The organism is Brevibacterium permense (assembly GCF_025506275.1).
In the GTDB taxonomy this organism is placed as follows: Bacteria; Actinomycetota; Actinomycetes; order Actinomycetales; family Brevibacteriaceae; genus Brevibacterium; species Brevibacterium permense_A.
The window spans coordinates 20,675-36,697 of sequence record NZ_QYCP01000069.1 but is presented as its reverse complement, the minus strand read 5'-3'; the positions used below and the strand labels follow the sequence as shown (position 1 = coordinate 36,697).

The window sequence follows — 16,023 nt, the reverse complement described above, 5'->3', positions numbered from 1 at the left end:
ATACTCGTCGGGGGATTCGGTGGTGGGGGCGACCTCGGTGGGGGAGTCGTTTTCGGGGTCGACCCGTTCGGCTCCTGGGATCGGACCGGTCGAATTCACCTTCGATGCGGCGCGGATGTCAGGAGCGGCGGTGACGGGCCTGTGCCGTCGCGGTCGTGTCATCTGTCACCTGTTGACTTCATGTCGAGTGGGGAAGCTACGGTCTCCAGCCTAACGAGTAGCCGGGCCCGACCCGAGCATTCGGCACCGCATGGCGGGGTGTTTCTGCCGAATATTGCTACGCTTGAGGGCGTGAATACCGAAGAACTCGTCCAGGACTGGGCCCCGCTGCCCGACATCGCAGAGCTCACCGGGCTCGGCATCTCCCAGGTGCGGAGGCTGCTCGAAGACGGCGCCATCTGCGGAATCAAGATCGGCAATCCGAAGGTTCTGCGGGTTCCGTCGGCCTTCTTCGTTGACGGCGAGGTCGTCAAACCGCTCAAAGGCACCCTGCACACCCTCTACGACGCCGGATTCGACTACGAAGAAGCCATCGTGTGGCTCTTCACCTATGACGAGTCCCTGCCCGGCCGACCCATCGACCTGCTTCGCTCGGGTAACAAGAAGGAAGTGCGTCGCCGCGCTCAGGCCCTCGCGTTCTGATCTGGGCTGCCCTCTCCGTGTGGCTAGCCCACGTCTTCGTGAGCGCGTCCAGTCGTCAGCGCCCTTATCCGAGGGGCTCAGCTGGAGCTCCGACGGGTTCAGCTGGTGCGGTTCGCGGGCTCAGCTGTTGCGGTAGCTGAGAGCTGTGGCGAATCCGTGCAATCGGGCATGAGCGAGATCGCCGATAGCTGTGACCGTCGAAGCCTCTTCCAGCCAGCCGTCGAGGACGGCGGTCGACTGTGCGTGTTTGGCATCGATGAAGGATTCGACGGCCGCGAGTCCGCCCGAGTCCGTGATCATCTCAACGCATTCGGTCACCTCGGCGTCGCTGAGGTCCGGATCGCCCAACCGCGTGGCGAGGACCTCGAGCTGGTCGGCCGAGATCCGGGCCGCGGTCTCGGCGATGAGCACGGTCCGTTTGCCCTCCCGGATATCGTCGCCGGCGGGTTTGCCGGTGGCCTCGGGGTCACCGGCGATGCCGAGCACATCGTCGCGCAGCTGGAACGCCTGTCCGAGGGGGAGGCCGAAAGCGGAGATCTCCTGCAGCTGTTCAGATCCCGCTCCGGCCAGGGCCGCGCCGAGAAGGAGCGGCTGCTCGACCGAATACTTCGCGGACTTATAGCTCAGCACCTCCCACGCCCGATCTGCGATCCGGTCGTCGCCGAGGGGGATGACCTCGGCGAGTACGTCGAGGTACTGGCCGACCATGACATCTCGGCGCACTGTTCCGCGCAGCTCGAGGGCCGTGCGGCTGTTGCCCAGGGCCTCCTGCGATCGTTCGAAGAGCTCCTCGCTCAGCGCCAGGCAGATATCGCCGATGACGATGGAAGCGGAGACGCCGAAGGACGCGCCGTCGCCATGGAAGCCGGAGCGCTGATGGCGGGCCTCGAACTGTCGGTGCAGGGCCGGCCGGCCTCGACGGGTGTCCGAATTGTCGATGACATCATCATGGATGAGAGCGGCGGCGTGGAGCAGCTCGAGCGAACCGGCCGCCTGCGCCAGACCCGCGGTGACGTCGGCTGCGGAGCCGGCTGTCCGGTCGGCTGTGGTCTCGCCTGCCGCGCCGGCGCGGACGTCACCGCCGGCGAGCTGGAAGCCCCACCACAGCAGGACGGGACGGATCCTCTTGCCGCCGCGGGTGAACTCGATGAGCGCGTCGCCGATCGCTGTCGCATCGGGTGAGATCGCCTCGAACTCGGCAGCCTTCTCAGCGAGGAAGGCCTCCAGCTGGGCGGACACCTCGGCAGCGATGGACTCGGGAGAGTCGAGGAACTCGACGAGGGCGGGAGGGGCATCGGCCGAGCCGGGTGCTGTGGACGGGCCGGGCTCAGGGGCGTCGCCGGTCATCCCTGATCTGTGCGAGGTCATGAACCGATGTTTCCGCCGACGGTCACGATCGAATTCGCTTTGTCCTCCGAATCCTCGGCGACCGTGACGACGAGGACGCTGTCATTGTCCTTGTGCTTGAAGTTGACCACGCGGGCGCTCTTCGTCTTCACCTCTTCGCCGAGGCGTTCGAAGTCCGCCTTGCCGAGTTCCTTCTCGTAGAACTCGAAGATGTCCTTGGCATCGGCCTTCGCCCTGACGACGAGGCTGACCTGTTCGGGCAGCTTCTTGTCCTTGTCGTTGTGAGCCTTGACGCTCGACGCGGAGAGCACCTCGGAATCCGGGTACGGCTTGATGTACTCGGGCAGATCCTTCACATCGTTCGATGTATCGGGGTCCGAGCCTGTGGCCTCGGTCGATGCTTCGGCCGAGGCGGTCTCGGACTCGGCCGGGGACGCGGAGGTCGAGGCCTCCTGAGAAGCCGAAGGCGTCGATTCGGCCTTGTCTCCACCGTTTCCCGAGCAGCCCGCGAGAGCGAGCGCGGCAACAATGGGCAGTGTCATGACAGCGGTGCGCGATACCATGCTTCAAGAGTACCTGGACTGTTCGGCGGAGCCGAAAGGAACAAGCGCGAGGGGCAGGCGATGAGTCGGAAGCAGCTGGCACGATCCGGAGGTGATCTGAGCCGTCTGGGCACGGACGACACCGGTGCCACCATGCTCCACCTCGACATGGACTCGTTCTTCGTCTCCGTCGAGCTGCTCAGTCGCCCGCATCTCGTCGGCCGCCCTGTCATCGTCGGCGGACGCAGCGGACGCGGAGTCGTCGTCTCGGCCAGCTATGAAGCCCGCGAGTTCGGAGTGCATGCGGCGATGCCGATGTCGCGGGCCATGAACCTGTGCCCCGTCGCCGAGGTGATCCCGCCTTCCCACGGCCTGTATTCCTCGTACTCCCGCCAAGTCTTCGAGCTCGTCGCCGAGGTGACCCCCGACGTTCGGCAGGTCAGCGTCGACGAAGCCTATATCGACGTCTCCGGAGCCGTGCGCCGGCTCGGCACCCCGGTGGAGATCACCACGCAGCTGCGAGCCCAGATCCAGGAGCGCACCGGTCTGAGCGCCTCGGTGGGCATCGCCGTCAGTCGCGTCGTGGCCAAACTCGCCTCGACGAGGGCGAAGCCGAACGGCCAGCTGCTCGTGCCCGCGGCCGCGACCCAGCAGTTCCTCGACCCGATGCCGATCGAAGCCCTGCCCGGGGTGGGGGAGAAGACGCAGGAAGGGTTCTTCCGCTATGGAATCCGCCTCATCGGCGACCTCGCCGCCGTCGACGAGGATTGGGCCGCACGCGTCTTCGGTGCGCACGGCCATCAGCTGTGGCGAGCTGCCCACGGTCAGGACTCGTCCGGCTTCGATCAACAGGCCAAAGAACACTCGATCAGTGCTGAGAACACCTTCGGCGAGGACATCTGGGACGTCGCCGTTCTCGAACACGAACTGCTGCGCCTCGCCGACAAGGTCGCCTACCGAGTCCGCGCAGAAGGAAAGGTCGCCACAAGCCTCGGACTGAAGTACCGCCTCGGCGACTTCACGACTCTGTCGAGGTCGGTGACTCTTTCGGCGCCGACGGATCTGGCCCGGGAGATGTACGAGGCGCTGCGCCCGGCTCTGCGCAAACTGCGTGAGCAGCGCTCCCAGGGAGTCAGGCTGCTCGGCGTCCGAGCCGCCGGCCTCAGCGATTTCGCCGTCACCGGACGGCAGGCCACCTTGGACGAACCAGAACATTCCGGACGTGAAGCCGAGGTCGCCCTCGACGAGGTGAGGCGGCGATTCGGCAGCGAAGCGATCTCGCAGGCCTCGCTTCTGCGCAAACGCCCCGAGGCCTGAGAGCGGGTGAGCGGGAGCACAGTCTGAAGACCCCGTGGGAATCCGGCTCCTGACGGCCCCCGGAGATGTTTTTTCGGCCCTCAGAGACTATGATTAGGGGAAAGACTTGGGAAGCGAAACGGGGGTTCGAGATGCCACTCTCCGATCACGAACAGCAGCTGTTGGATCAACTTGAGAAGCAGCTGCGCAGTGAAGACCCTCGTTTTGCCCGGAATATCTCGGAAACCCAGGCCGCTGCCACGGGTCCCGGGTTCTCGGCGAAGCGCTTCGTCCTCGGTATCCTCATCGCACTCGCCGGGCTGGCCGCGACGATCCTCGCGATCTCGCTCGTCTCCAGCTCCGCCTGGTGGATCGCTCTCGGCGTCGTCGGCTTCGGTCTCATGGTCGCCGGAATGTACTGGGCGTTCAGCCGTCCCGGCCATGTGCACACCACTCAGACGGACTCTCGGAACTCCGGAGCGAAGACCGGTGCCAAGGGCAACTCCGGGTTCATGAGCCGAATGGAAGACCGGTGGGAGAAGCGCCAGCGCGGCGAATGATCCTGCTCAGGGCGATCAAGGCACTCTCGACATGAGGGTGCCTTTTTCAATGCCGGTCCGCGTGTTCGCCGGTTCTGTCCTTGGTGTCTTTGCCGTCGTCTTCGCCTTCGCCGAGGCGGCCCACTGGCGTTCGAGCCGCCGTCGGCTGGGAGACTGTGATGCCTCTGCTGACCGGCGACCACGGAGCGACCGGCGGTCGAGTCCAGACGCTCGGACCCTGACCACAGCCGACAGTGACCAGATCATCATCGTCCTCGGATTTGCCAACCGCGGTCAGCGACCGAACGGAATCAACCGGTTTCGGGTCCGCGCGGGTCTGCGGTCGATCGATCCGACAGCCCGGTCGACCCTCCTCATCTTCTGCGGAGGGGCCGTCACAGGACGAACACCGGAGGCCCGCATCCTCGAACGCTTCGCCCGGGACGAACTCGGCTTCACCGGCCGAACTGTGCTGGAAGGGAAGAGCACAACGACGTGGGAGAACATCGCCAACGCGATCCCCATCATCGACCGCGAACTCACCCCGGCCACAACGATCAGCATCGTCTCGAACTCCCATCATGCCGAGAAAGCCCGTGACCACCTGTGGCAGATGCGCCCGGACCTTGCACGACGACTGGTCCGCGGGGGAGACTACCGGTTCGGAGAACATCCGCTGGTGAAGACCATCGCCGCCGTGCGCGGCCTGCTCGCCCTGCGCGTACTCGATCGAGAGAACGCGAAACACGCGGCAGGGCACTGAGATCCCACGCTCTCGCGCTGAGCTCCCAGGCTCTCAGAGACTGCGACGAGCCGCTTCGCGAGTAAGAGAGAGCGGCGAGTCTGTCGTGGAGGATGAGGAAGCGAAGAGGCGGCCCACAGGACCGCCTCTTCGCTCACCGGCCAGGATCGTCAGGTAGAGGCCAGGATCGACAGCTCATCGTCATTTCGGACGATTGAACAGGCTGGCCGGCCAGATCTTCGCAGAGATCCGACTGCCCGGCGTGGCCCGCTCCGACAAGTCCGTCCTCACTTCGTCGACGAGCGCACGTACCTCCGAGTCATCGAGCGCCTCGGGAGCGGCGCCGTAGCGCTGGGCTTCGAGGGCATCGACGAACGCTCCCAGCGCAGAGTCATCATGACCCGACTCTGACGGACGCGACGGGGCCGGACTGCTCAGACGGCGCAGCCGTTCATCCGAATGGTCGAAGGTCGAGGAACCGGCGGCTTCTGCGTTCTGTACGGCGGCACCGGAACCGGCAGCCGCCTCGGCGGCGGACTTTCGCATCGGTTCGCCGGTGTCCGGATCGATCTCCGGCGCCGTGGAGTCGGCATCCGTACCGGCCGCGCTCGAAGCATCCGCAGCCCCGCCGCTGGAGGCACCGGCAGCACCGGTTGCTGGGACGGCACCGGCGAGCACGAGCTCGTTGAAGCGCAGCGTCCGACTCGAATCCAAGCTCTGACCGTAGTCGGTGGCCAGAGCACGGACCTCTGTCCACACCGCTTCGAGATTCTGCGGATCCTTCGTCCTGCGCGAGCGCAGGATCGAACGCCAGATCGCGGGCAGGGCGGCGAGCAGCAGCAGGACGAGCACGATCGCTGCGATGCCGATGACAGTGCCCAGGTTCGAACCGGCCGGCTCTGCGGCCTGAGTGCTCGTCTCCTCCTCGGTGGGCTCTTCGGAACCACCGGTCGGCGAAGCAGATTCGGTCGGCTCTTCGCTCGGGCTCGCAGACTCCGACTCGTCGCCCTCCTCCTGCTGGTCGGCGCCATCGGCGAGAGTCCACTTCGGCGGATCTCCGGCGGGACCGCCGGGGGTGGGTTCGAAGCGCACCCAGCCGGCACCTTCGAAGTAGAGTTCCGGCCAGGCATGCGAATCCTGCATGCTCACGTCGACGCCGTTCTCGGCTTCGTCCCCGCCGGCGTATCCGACGCCGATGCGGGCCGGAATTCCCATCGTCCGGGCCATGATCGTCATGGCCGAGGAGAACTGGACGCAGTAGCCCTGCTTATCGGCCAGGAAGTCCGAGATCGCGTCGCCGCTGGCTCGTTCGGGAGCATCGAGCGAATACTCGAAATCGCCGCCGCGGAAGTACGCCTGCAGCATGACTGCGGCCTCCCACTGGTTATCCGCATCGGCGGTGACCCGCTCTGCGGTCTCCTTCACACTGGCCGGCAGGGAATCGGGGACGGCGAGTTCGGTCTCGAAGTCGCTCTCGGACACCGGAGTCGCCGACTGCAGATCCTCGACGTCGGGATTAGGGGACAGATAGTCCATCGTATACTGCAGTCCACCGGTCTTCTCACCGTTGCCGACGACCGTCAGGGTCTTCTCGTCGAAGATCCACCGACGACTCAGATCCTTCGGCTGCTGCGGAGCATACGGAGACGGCAGATACTGCTGGTCGTAGCTGTCGCCGACGGCGACGCTGATCGTCTGCTCCTTGAAGTTCTTGTCCCGCGGCATCCCCGCGGGCCATGGCATTCCGTCGGCGGCGATCGCGAAGGGATCGAGGCTGAACGGGCTCGGTGCCCAGTTCTCACCGTCGAAGTCATCGATCGAGGTCAACCGGATCGGATCCGCGTCTTCGTCCGTCGTCTGGTAGCTGAACAGCGTCTTATCATCCCGGTCGCCGAGGTTCTGGCGCAGGTTGAGGAATGGGTTCGTCACCGTCAGGTCGCCCTGGCCCTTCGAGGCCCGGTCGGGCAGGGTGGGCACCGGGGGCAGCAGAAGGGGCAGGCCGATGCCGATCGCCAGAGCCAGAGCTCCGGCGAGGACCGCCGTCATTCCTCCGCGCCACCGGGTCGCGGGCAGATAGGGGCTGAGCATGAGCAGCAGGAACGCCGCGAGGATCGCGACGATGTGCCACCACTTCACCTCCTGCGCGGCGAAGTAGACGGGGATCATCCACAGCACGAGCAGCAGCACACCGCCGACCTTCGGTGCCCGCAGATCCGAGACGAGGCCGTCGATGAGGATCGTGATGAGGGTGAAGGCGATCGTGAGCATCGCGATGAAGCCCGGTGTGCTCGCCGCCGGGGGAGCGGTCGCGTAGAGGTCGCTGACCCCCTCGGAGAGGAGATCGATCACCGTTCCGAAGGACTCACCGGTCGGGATGAACCCGAGCAGCAGCGAATCCCCGGCGCAGACGATGAAGACCGCGATGAGACCGGCCACGCACTGGGCGATGACCGCGGTTCCGGTCGAACGCAGTGCCGGAACGGTCCGGAACACGGCGCCGACGATGACGACGACGGCGACGGCGACCAGGACGGGCGAGACCCAGGCGAAGTCCTTGAACACTGCCGATACGGCGACAGCGGTCAGAGCCATGGCGACGAAGACGACGATCGCCTCGAGCCAGCCCGTGCTCGGACGCTCATCGCCCGTCGCCACGGGACCCGAATGGTCGTTCTCCGGAGACTCGGCATCGGCTCCGCGTGGACGTGTGTCAGGAGTATTCAGACTCATCGGCGCACCCCCTGCGGAGTCGAGCTCGCACCACCCGGAGCAGCGGACGCGCTGCCGGCGCCGGCAGTTCCCGGTCCGGGCTCGGCCGAGGTCCGACCGGTGCCGCGGCGAGAGCGCTCGGACTCGAACGTCGTCCACGACTCCGGCAGGTCCTCGCTGAGACCGAGCATCGTCAGATCGTCGATCTCGCTGAGCGTGCGCAGAGTCACCGGCACACGGCGAGAGAAGTGCGAGGCGAGTTCCTGCCCGCGCTGATCGCCGACGGAGCAGATGACGATGTGGTTGGGGTTGTCGTGCGAGGGCAGTTCGACCCTGCCCGGGCGCACAAGGGCGGAGAGCAGACGCAGCTTGTCGATCTCGCGGGCTCCTTTGAATCTGATCTGGTGTCCGGGAGCGACGACATTGACTTCGTAATCAGCTTTGAGGAACGCGGTTCCGGCCGCGATCGCCGCGGCCAGCAGGAACTCGATCTCGAGGTCGCTCGGCTCCTCGGCGCCCTCATCGGCGACGAGATCGATGAGGATGAGCGAATGGAGCGTCTCCTCATCGGCTTCGTGCCGGACCATGAGCTCGCCGGACTTCGCCGTCGAGGGCCAATGCACATGCCGCAGATCATCGCCGGGCACGTACTCACGTGTGTGGAAGTCCCGAGTGGTGTGTCCGGCGCGGACCTTGCCGTCGTCGAGGCGGGAGGGTCGAATCGACGAATCCTGCGGGATGCGCGCAGGCAGGATCGGCACGGACACGGCCACGGGAAAGGCTCCGTGGGCCTTCTTCTTCATCTTCACCAGGCCGAAGGGACCGAACACAGTGATGAGGACCGCATCGATCCCGGAGACACCGCGGCGATTGGGGGTGAACGACGTCAGCACCGTCTGCGACGCCCCATGGGACAGAGCCGGGACATCACCGGAGGTGGAGTCGCCGAATCCCTCGGCCGGAGTGAAATCGATCGTCGCGGCGGGAATCGCGAGCTGGCCGACATTGGTCACGCGCGCCTGGACTTCGACCTCTTTGCCTTCGGCGGCCAGCGGGTAGCGGTCTCCCGAAGGAGACAGCGCCACCTCGGGGAGGTTCGTGCTCATCGCGATCGACACCCGACGGGTGCCCCACAGGATGAGCAGCGCCGAGAGCAGGACCAGGCCGAGCAGCAGCAGACCAGCCGGCAGCAGGCCGGGCAGCGCGAAGCGGTAGGCCGTGATGATCAGGGCCGCCCCGGCCAGGACGAAGATGATGCCCGAAGTGCTCAGTCGCATGCGGTCACTGGTTCGCCGAGACGGGCACGCGGGACAGCACCCGACCGATGAGGTCGGCAGCCAGGTCTGCGTCGTCTCCGTCGCGGGGGATGATGCGGTGGGCGAGGATGTACGGGGCCAGAGCCTGCACATCGTCGGGCGTGACGAAGGTGCGCCCCGACAGTGCCGCGCGGGCCTTCGCCGCCCGCAGCAGATGGACGCCGCCGCGCGGGGAGCTGCCGAGCAGGATCGCCTGATCGTTGCGGGTGGCATGGAGGATCGCCACGATGTACTCGCGCAGCTGCCGGCTGGCGGAGACATGGCGGACGATGGTGCGGGCCTGAGTGATCTGTTCGAGGTTCGTCACCGCGGCAGCGGTCTCGAGGGGATCGTTCTGGATCTGGTTGTCCAGCAGATCGACCTCATCGGACGTCGCCGGATATCCCAGGGAGATGCGGGTGAGGAAGCGGTCTCGCTGCGCCTCGGGCAGAGCGTAGGTGCCCTCCATGTCGATCGGATTCTGAGTGGCGACGACGATGAACGGCGTGGGCATCGGATAGGTCTGCCCGTCGATCGTCGCCTGACCTTCGGCCATGCACTCGAGCATCGCCGACTGCGTCTTCGGGGACGCGCGGTTGATCTCGTCGGCGATGACGATGTTCGCAAACACCGGTCCCTGTCGGAACTCGAAGTGACGAGTCTCCTGGTTGAACAGGTTCACACCCACGACGTCGGTGGGCAGCAGGTCCGGGGTGAACTGGATGCGTCGCACGGAACCGTCGACGACCTTGCCCATGGCACGGGCCAACAGGGTCTTGCCGACGCCGGGGACGTCTTCGAGGAGGACATGTCCGCCGGCGAGCAGTGCGATGAGCGAGAGCCCGACGGCCTCATCCTTGCCCTCGAGCACCGAGTTCATCGCGGTGCGTGCCCGCGAGGTCAGGTTCTGCACCCACTCGATGTGTTCGGCGCCGATCACGGAATTGGTCTGTGTACCTACTTGGCTGGTCGACATACCCTCCATTGTCCCTTAAAGCCCGCACCCCAGCCACACGAGTTTCTTTCAGCTTCGTCACTCCCTTCTCCTCCCCACTCGCCTCCACCTCGGCACGGGTATCGCCCGTGATCCCCGGATTCTCGCGGATCTGTGCCGTCTCCAACCTCCTCGCCGAGGCGGCCCACCGCCTTCGCAGATCCGCCGTTCTTCCCGCGTCCGACACTCCTGCGACGCGCCTTCGAGAAATTTTCCCCACTTTCCTCCACCTATTTGACCTGGGAAAACAATGAGTCTGGAGCATCGTTGGGGCGAAAAGCTGGAATATGTGGAGGGAAGTGGAGTACTGTGGTTGCTATCGGAGCCGATGGGTTTCGAAAGGGGTGAGACGACATGTTCTTGGGCACTCATATGCAGAAGCTCGACGACAAAGGTCGCCTCATCCTGCCCGCAAAGTTCCGCGAGGAGCTGTCGCCCGGACTCGTTCTGACCCGTGGTCAGGAGAACTGCCTCACCCTGTTCCCCACCACGGAGTTCGAAGCCGAGCACGCGCGAATCCAGAACGCGCCGAAGACGAATAAGGAAGCCCGCGATTACCAGCGTGTGTTCCTGTCGGCGGCGTTTGCGGACCAACCGGACAAACAGGGACGCATCACGGTCCCGAACATATTGCGGCAGTACGCATCACTCGATCGGGAAGTCGCAGTGATCGGCATGGGCAACCGAGTCGAGATCTGGGATGCACCGACCTGGGAGGACTACCTCGTCGGCGCTCAGCAGGCCTTCGCCGAACGCGAAGAGGAGGTGATCCCCGGAGTGATCTGATTCTGCTCGGGTTTGATCCTTGCCCGCCGTGCTCGAGTTTCGGGGAACTTCCCCGTTTCCGAAGCTCGGACGTCCTGACACACTTCCCCGGTGGCAGGGCCACGGCGGTCAAGGTTCTGGCTCCAGCAGCGCACCTGCGGCACACGCCCCAGACACCCACTGACGAAGGACTCACGCATGACAGCTCAGCAGCACGTACCGGTGCTCCTCGAGCGCGTGGTCGAACTCATCGGCGTCGGTGTCGACGCCGCACGTACTGCCGGACTCACTCCGGTCGTCGTCGACGGCACGCTGGGAATGGGAGGGCACTCCGAAGCCGTGCTCCGCGCCTTCCCCGACGTCCACCTCGTCGGCATCGACCGTGACCTGCAGGCCATCTCCATCGCCACCGAACGCCTGGCCCCCTTCGCCGACCGCACCGATATCGTCCACGCAGTCGATGACGAACTGCCCGAGGTCCTCGACGACCTCGGCATCTCAGAGATCAGCGCGATCCTGCTCGATCTGGGAGTCTCGTCCCTGCAGCTCGACGAAGACGAGCGCGGATTCTCCTACTCCCGCCCCGCACCTCTGGACATGCGCATGGACCGCACCCAGGAACTCACCGCAGCAGAAGTGCTCGCGACCTACTCCGAATCCGAGCTGCGCCGCATCCTCCGCGAATACGGAGAGGAGAAGCTGGCGGGCAGGATCGCGAAGATCATCGTCACCGACCGGACCGACACCCCGTGGGAGACCTCGGACCAGCTCGCGGCCATGCTCTCGCGAGTGATTCCGCAGACGAAGAAGAAGTCCCACCCCGCAAAACGCACATTCCAGGCACTGCGCATCGAGGTCAACGACGAACTCGGCGTGCTGCGCACCGCACTGCCTGCGGCATTGGACGCGCTGCACGTCGGGGGAGTGGCCGTCATCGAGTCCTACCAGTCCCTGGAGGACACGATCGTCAAGAAGACCTTCCGAGCTGCCACCACGTCATCGGCACCGCCGGACCTGCCGGTCGTGCCCGAAGAGCACCAGCCCTGGCTGAAGGAGATCATCCGGGGCGCCGAAATGGCTGATGAGTACGAAGCAGAGACAAACCCGCGGGCGGCCAGCGTCCGGCTGCGGGCAGTGCAGAAGATCAGGGAGGCACGATCGTGAGCAATTCCTCGGCAAGAGCAGGTCAGCCCGACTTCAGCCCGCGACCCCGTCGATCCGAGGAGGCCGGCGGCCAGACCGGTCCCCGGCTGCGGCTGCTCAAGTTCGAACTGCCGAAGTCCCGTCTGCCCTTCTCCATGCTGTGCGTGGGGATCCTCCTCGCCACCCTCGTGGCCGTGCTGCTGCTCAATATCTTCGTTGCCAACACCTCATACAAGGTCGACCAGCTGACGAGTGAGAAGGAGGCACTGGCCGAGCAGAAGGACCGCCTCGTCGAAGACAACTCGTACCGTGAGTCCCCGCAGAACATCGCCCTGGCCGCCGAAGAGCTCGGCCTCGTCCGTGATTCCTCACCGGAATTCCTCGACGCGAAGACCGGAAAGATGATCGACGCCCCCGGAATCGACGTCAGCGGTGAGAAAGAGCCCACAGTCGTGCCCGGCCCGCGCGCCGATACACGTGATGACATCCGACCCAATCTACGATCGGATGAGAAGCTCCCGGTCGTCGGGGGCAGCCCGAGCCAGGACGTGGCGGCTCCGAGCCAGGAGGCGCCGAAGTAGTCCGAGCTCACCGGGACCAGGGAACGGCCTGACCGACACATTCGCCGACCACACCAAGGACCGAGGACTCACGCTATGGGCCCAGCCAAGACCCGACTGAAGAAGAAGCGCAAGGGCGGTGGCCCCGATCTGCGTTGGCGGATGGGCTTCATCGCCGCAGTGTCGGTCCTCGTCCTCCTCATCACCTCCGTTCGCCTCGTATCCATCCAGGGTATGGATTCGATGAAGCTGGCGGAGAAGGCGCTGTCGAATCGCTTGGTCACCCGGACCCTGCCGGCCGACCGCGGACAGATCCTGGCTGCCGACGGCACCGTGCTCGCCGACAGCGTCTCCCGTTACCAGCTCGTCGTCGATCAGCAGAACGTCGCCCAGTACGAAGTCGACGGCAAGCTCGTCGGAGCCTGGGGTGCAGCCGAAGCCCTGTCGAAGCCGCTGAAGACCGACCCCGGTGTCCTCTATCCGAAACTCGTCGGCGACAAGCGATGGAACCCCGTTGCGAAGGGGCTGACCTCGGAGACCTGGCGTGCGGTGAAGAAGCTCGAGGTCCTCGGCATCTCCGCCGAGGAGTACTCGGTGCGCTCATACCCTGCCGGCGGAGTCGCCGGCAACCTCGTCGGGTTCCTCAGCTCCGACGGCACGGCCCAGGCCGGTCTCGAATCGGCCTATGACGAACAGCTGTCGGGTCAGGACGGCCAGCAGCAGTACGAACGCGGAGCACGCGGAGAGATCATCCCGCTCGGCGACAACAACATGAAGGACGCCGTCGACGGCCAGGGCCTGCAGACGACGATCGACCCGGCGATGCAGTACTACGCACAGCAGGCCATCGAAGAGCAGCGGAAGAAGCACGAAGCCGAATCCGCGTCGATCGTCATCAAAGAGATCAAGACGGGACGCATCATCACCGCCGCGGATGCTCCCACCGTCGACCCGAACTCCCCGGGCAAGGTCGACGGCCCCGACCGCGGTTCGCGCATCTTCACCGACATGTTCGAGCCCGGTTCGACCGCGAAGATGGTCACCGCCGCAGCGCTGCTCGACCAGGGACTCGTCACTCCCGAACAGAAGTTCACCGTCCCGGACAAGTGGAAGGCACCGAACGACGAGGAGTTCCGCGACTCCCACGAGCACCCCGACGAGAAGCTCACCTTCGCCGGAATCCTCGCCCAATCCTCGAACACCGGCACCGTGCTGGCGGGCAAGGAACTCACCGAGGCCCAGCGCTACGAATACATGAAGAAGTTCGGCTTCGGCACCAGTTCGGGAATCGACTTCCCGGCCGAGACCTCGGGCATCCTGCATCCGTACGAGGAGTGGGACGGACGTACGAAGTACACCGTGATGTTCGGTCAGGGTGTGGCCGCGAACGCGATCCAGACGACCGACGTCATCTCCACCATCGCCAATGGGGGAGTCCACGTGCCCTCCCGTCTCGTCGACGGAATGATCTCCCCGAACGGACGCACCATCTCCACCCCCGCAGGAGAGAAGGAACGCGTCGTCAGCAAGAAGGCCGCCGACGAGACCCTGCGGATGCTCGAAGGTGTCGTCGCCGAAGGCACAGGCAAGTCCGCCCAGGTCTCCGGCTACAGAGTCGCAGGAAAGACCGGCACCGCGCAGGCACCGGCAGCCGAGGGCGGAGGCTATGACGGATACACCGCCTCCTTCGTCGGCGTCCTGCCCGCCGAAGATCCCGAATTCGCGATCTCCGTGACTTTGCAACGTCCTCGGAACGGCTACTACGGTGGACAGGCCGCAGCCCCCGTGTTCTCCGATGTCGCGGGCTTCGCCATGCGGCATTTCAAGATCCCACCGTCGACGCAGAAGCCCGACCTGCCCGCCCGAGAATGGAAATGATGCGCTTTTCACAGCTGCTGCCGATCGCACCCGGAACCCTCCACGGTGACCCCGAGACAGAGGTCACCGGAGTCTCCCATGACTCGCGTGCGGTCTCACCCGGTCAGCTCTACGCCGCCCTGCCGGGAGCGAACGTCCACGGTGCGAAGTTCGCCCCCGAGCTGATCCGCGCCGGTGTCGACGCCCTCCTCACCGACGACGCCGGCTGGCGCCTCATCACCGAAGCGCTGAGCACGGACGAGGCAGACCGAGACCTGCTCGCCGGAGTCACCGCTCTCATCGTCGAAGCACCCCGCGCCGTGCTCGGGTTCGTCTCCGCTGCCGTCTACGGGACCACCTCGGTGCCGGAGCTCATCGGAGTCACGGGAACGAACGGGAAGACGACGACGACCTACCTGGCCGACGGGATGCTCGCGGCACTGGGCCACCGCACCGCCGTCATCGGCACTGTCGCCATCCTCATCGCCGGCGATACGGTGCCCAGCGTGCGTACGACTCCGGAGGCCCCCGAACTGCACGCCCTGTTCGCGAAGATGCGCGCGGCCGAGGTCGACACCTGTGCGATGGAGGTCTCCTCCCACGCGCTCAGCCAGCACCGCGTCGACGGGGCTCACTTCAGCGTCGCCGGGTTCACGAACCTGTCCCAGGATCACCTCGACTTCCACAACACGATGGAGGAGTACTTCGAGGCGAAGGCCCAGCTGTTCACCCGCACATTCTCCGACAAGGCCGTCATCGTCGTAGAAGACGAGTGGGGCGAGCGGATGACGGAGGCTGCACAGGTGCCCGTGCGCACGCTGGGACGAGACGAACGCAGCCAGTGGCGCATCGAGCACACCCCGGGCGAATCGGACTTCGTACTCCACCTCGACGACGGGGAGAGCATCCGGCTCCGCTCACCGCTGCCGGGCGATTTCAACGTCACGAATACGGCCCTGGCAGCCTCGATGCTCATCGAGGCCGGCGTCAGTGCCGAAGAGATCGATGCGATCGGCCGGAGCTTCGTGGCCACGGTGCCCGGACGGATGGAGATCATCGATGTCTCCGGTCCGCGGGCGCTGAGCGAATCCCACCCGGAGATCCTGCCGCGGGCCATCGTCGACTACTCGCACACTCCCGACGCAATTGCGAAGGCGCTGGCGACGCTCCACGCCGACTCCGACGAGCTCATCATCGTCTTCGGCGCCGGAGGCGACCGCGACCGCGGCAAGCGCTTCGGCATGGGTCAGGCGGCGGCACGCGAAGCCGATGTGATCGTTCTCACCGACGACAATCCGCGCACCGAGGATCCCGACACGATCCGGGCAGCCATCAGGCAGGGAATCGACGCCGAGGTGGATGCGGGACGGGCCCGTGTGAAAAAGATCATCGAGGTCCCCGACCGCGGTGCCGCCATCGACGAGGCGATCGTCGAGGCAGATGCCTCGGCGACCGTGCTCATCGCGGGCAAGGGGCATGAGACAGGCCAGACCGTGGGCACCACGGTCACCGATTTCGACGACCGGGCCAGGACACGCTCAGCGCTGTCCATGCGACTGGGCGGCGCACAACCAGGTAAAGTTCACAGATGA

14 protein-coding genes are annotated in these 16,023 nt (G+C 65.6%); 9 read left to right on the top strand and 5 right to left on the bottom strand.

Going from position 1 to position 16,023, the window contains the following annotated elements; translation table 11 throughout:
* Window positions 1–291: 291 nt before the first annotated feature.
* A complete protein-coding gene (locus tag D3I60_RS02835; RefSeq protein ID WP_262774640.1) occupies window positions 292–642 on the top strand; it encodes an Rv2175c family DNA-binding protein in 351 nt (116 codons plus the stop codon).
* A 120-nt stretch (window positions 643–762) separates the two neighbouring features.
* Here the strand turns inward: D3I60_RS02835 and D3I60_RS02830 are convergent, their stop codons facing one another.
* Window positions 763–2,010 (bottom strand): polyprenyl synthetase family protein, encoded by a 1,248-nt coding sequence (locus D3I60_RS02830; RefSeq protein WP_262774639.1) that lies wholly within the window; start codon window positions 2,008–2,010, stop codon window positions 763–765.
* A complete protein-coding gene (locus D3I60_RS02825; protein ID WP_262774638.1) occupies window positions 2,007–2,552 on the bottom strand; it encodes a hypothetical protein in 546 nt (181 codons plus the stop codon). Before D3I60_RS02825 ends, D3I60_RS02830 begins: the two co-directional genes overlap by 4 nt.
* A 60-nt stretch (window positions 2,553–2,612) precedes the next feature.
* On the opposite strand from D3I60_RS02825, the gene dinB reads away from it, so the two are divergent.
* The 3 genes from dinB to D3I60_RS02810 all read left to right on the top strand — a co-directional run bounded on the left by dinB (window position 2,613) and on the right by D3I60_RS02810 (window position 5,129).
* On the top strand, window positions 2,613–3,848 hold the full coding sequence (gene dinB, locus D3I60_RS02820) for a DNA polymerase IV (protein WP_262774637.1): 1,236 nt from the start codon (window positions 2,613–2,615) through the stop codon (window positions 3,846–3,848).
* A gap of 131 nt (window positions 3,849–3,979) precedes the next feature.
* Window positions 3,980–4,387 (top strand): DUF3040 domain-containing protein, encoded by a 408-nt coding sequence (locus D3I60_RS02815; RefSeq protein ID WP_139469756.1) that lies wholly within the window; start codon window positions 3,980–3,982, stop codon window positions 4,385–4,387.
* 49 nt (window positions 4,388–4,436) lie between these two features.
* Window positions 4,437–5,129 carry a YdcF family protein gene (locus D3I60_RS02810; protein ID WP_262774636.1) on the top strand — a complete coding sequence of 231 codons (693 nt, stop codon included), beginning with the start codon at window positions 4,437–4,439 and terminating at the stop codon, window positions 5,127–5,129.
* Window positions 5,130–5,309: 180 nt separating this feature from the next.
* On the opposite strand, the gene D3I60_RS02805 is transcribed toward D3I60_RS02810, so the two are convergent.
* From D3I60_RS02805 to D3I60_RS02795, 3 genes are read right to left on the bottom strand one after another with little or no spacing between them, the layout of a single operon-like run.
* A complete protein-coding gene (locus tag D3I60_RS02805; protein ID WP_262774635.1) occupies window positions 5,310–7,838 on the bottom strand; it encodes a transglutaminase family protein in 2,529 nt (842 codons plus the stop codon).
* The gene (locus D3I60_RS02800) at window positions 7,835–9,094 is read right to left on the bottom strand and encodes a DUF58 domain-containing protein (protein ID WP_262774634.1); all 1,260 of its coding nucleotides are present in this window, start codon (window positions 9,092–9,094) and stop codon (window positions 7,835–7,837) included. The genes D3I60_RS02805 and D3I60_RS02800 overlap by 4 nt, the downstream gene beginning before the upstream one ends.
* 4 nt (window positions 9,095–9,098) lie before the next feature.
* Complete coding sequence (locus D3I60_RS02795; protein WP_262774633.1) at window positions 9,099–10,088, bottom strand: AAA family ATPase; 990 nt, start codon at window positions 10,086–10,088, stop codon at window positions 9,099–9,101.
* Window positions 10,089–10,460: 372 nt separating this feature from the next.
* Here D3I60_RS02795 and mraZ point away from each other — a divergent pair, with 372 nt between their 5' ends.
* The 5 genes from mraZ (at window position 10,461) to D3I60_RS02770 (ending at window position 16,023) form a co-directional block, all read left to right on the top strand.
* The gene (gene mraZ / locus D3I60_RS02790) at window positions 10,461–10,892 is read left to right on the top strand and encodes a division/cell wall cluster transcriptional repressor MraZ (protein WP_039208349.1); all 432 of its coding nucleotides are present in this window, start codon (window positions 10,461–10,463) and stop codon (window positions 10,890–10,892) included.
* 177 nt (window positions 10,893–11,069) lie between these two features.
* Entirely contained in the window at window positions 11,070–12,035 is a 966-nt protein-coding gene (gene rsmH, locus D3I60_RS02785; protein ID WP_262774632.1) for a 16S rRNA (cytosine(1402)-N(4))-methyltransferase RsmH, read from the top strand.
* On the top strand, window positions 12,032–12,595 hold the full coding sequence (locus D3I60_RS02780) for a hypothetical protein (RefSeq protein ID WP_262774631.1): 564 nt from the start codon (window positions 12,032–12,034) through the stop codon (window positions 12,593–12,595). Before rsmH ends, D3I60_RS02780 begins: the two co-directional genes overlap by 4 nt.
* Window positions 12,596–12,670: 75 nt before the next feature.
* The gene (locus tag D3I60_RS02775) at window positions 12,671–14,452 is read left to right on the top strand and encodes a peptidoglycan D,D-transpeptidase FtsI family protein (protein WP_262774630.1); all 1,782 of its coding nucleotides are present in this window, start codon (window positions 12,671–12,673) and stop codon (window positions 14,450–14,452) included.
* Window positions 14,452–16,023 (top strand): UDP-N-acetylmuramoyl-L-alanyl-D-glutamate--2,6-diaminopimelate ligase, encoded by a 1,572-nt coding sequence (locus D3I60_RS02770; RefSeq protein ID WP_262774629.1) that lies wholly within the window; start codon window positions 14,452–14,454, stop codon window positions 16,021–16,023. Before D3I60_RS02775 ends, D3I60_RS02770 begins: the two co-directional genes overlap by 1 nt.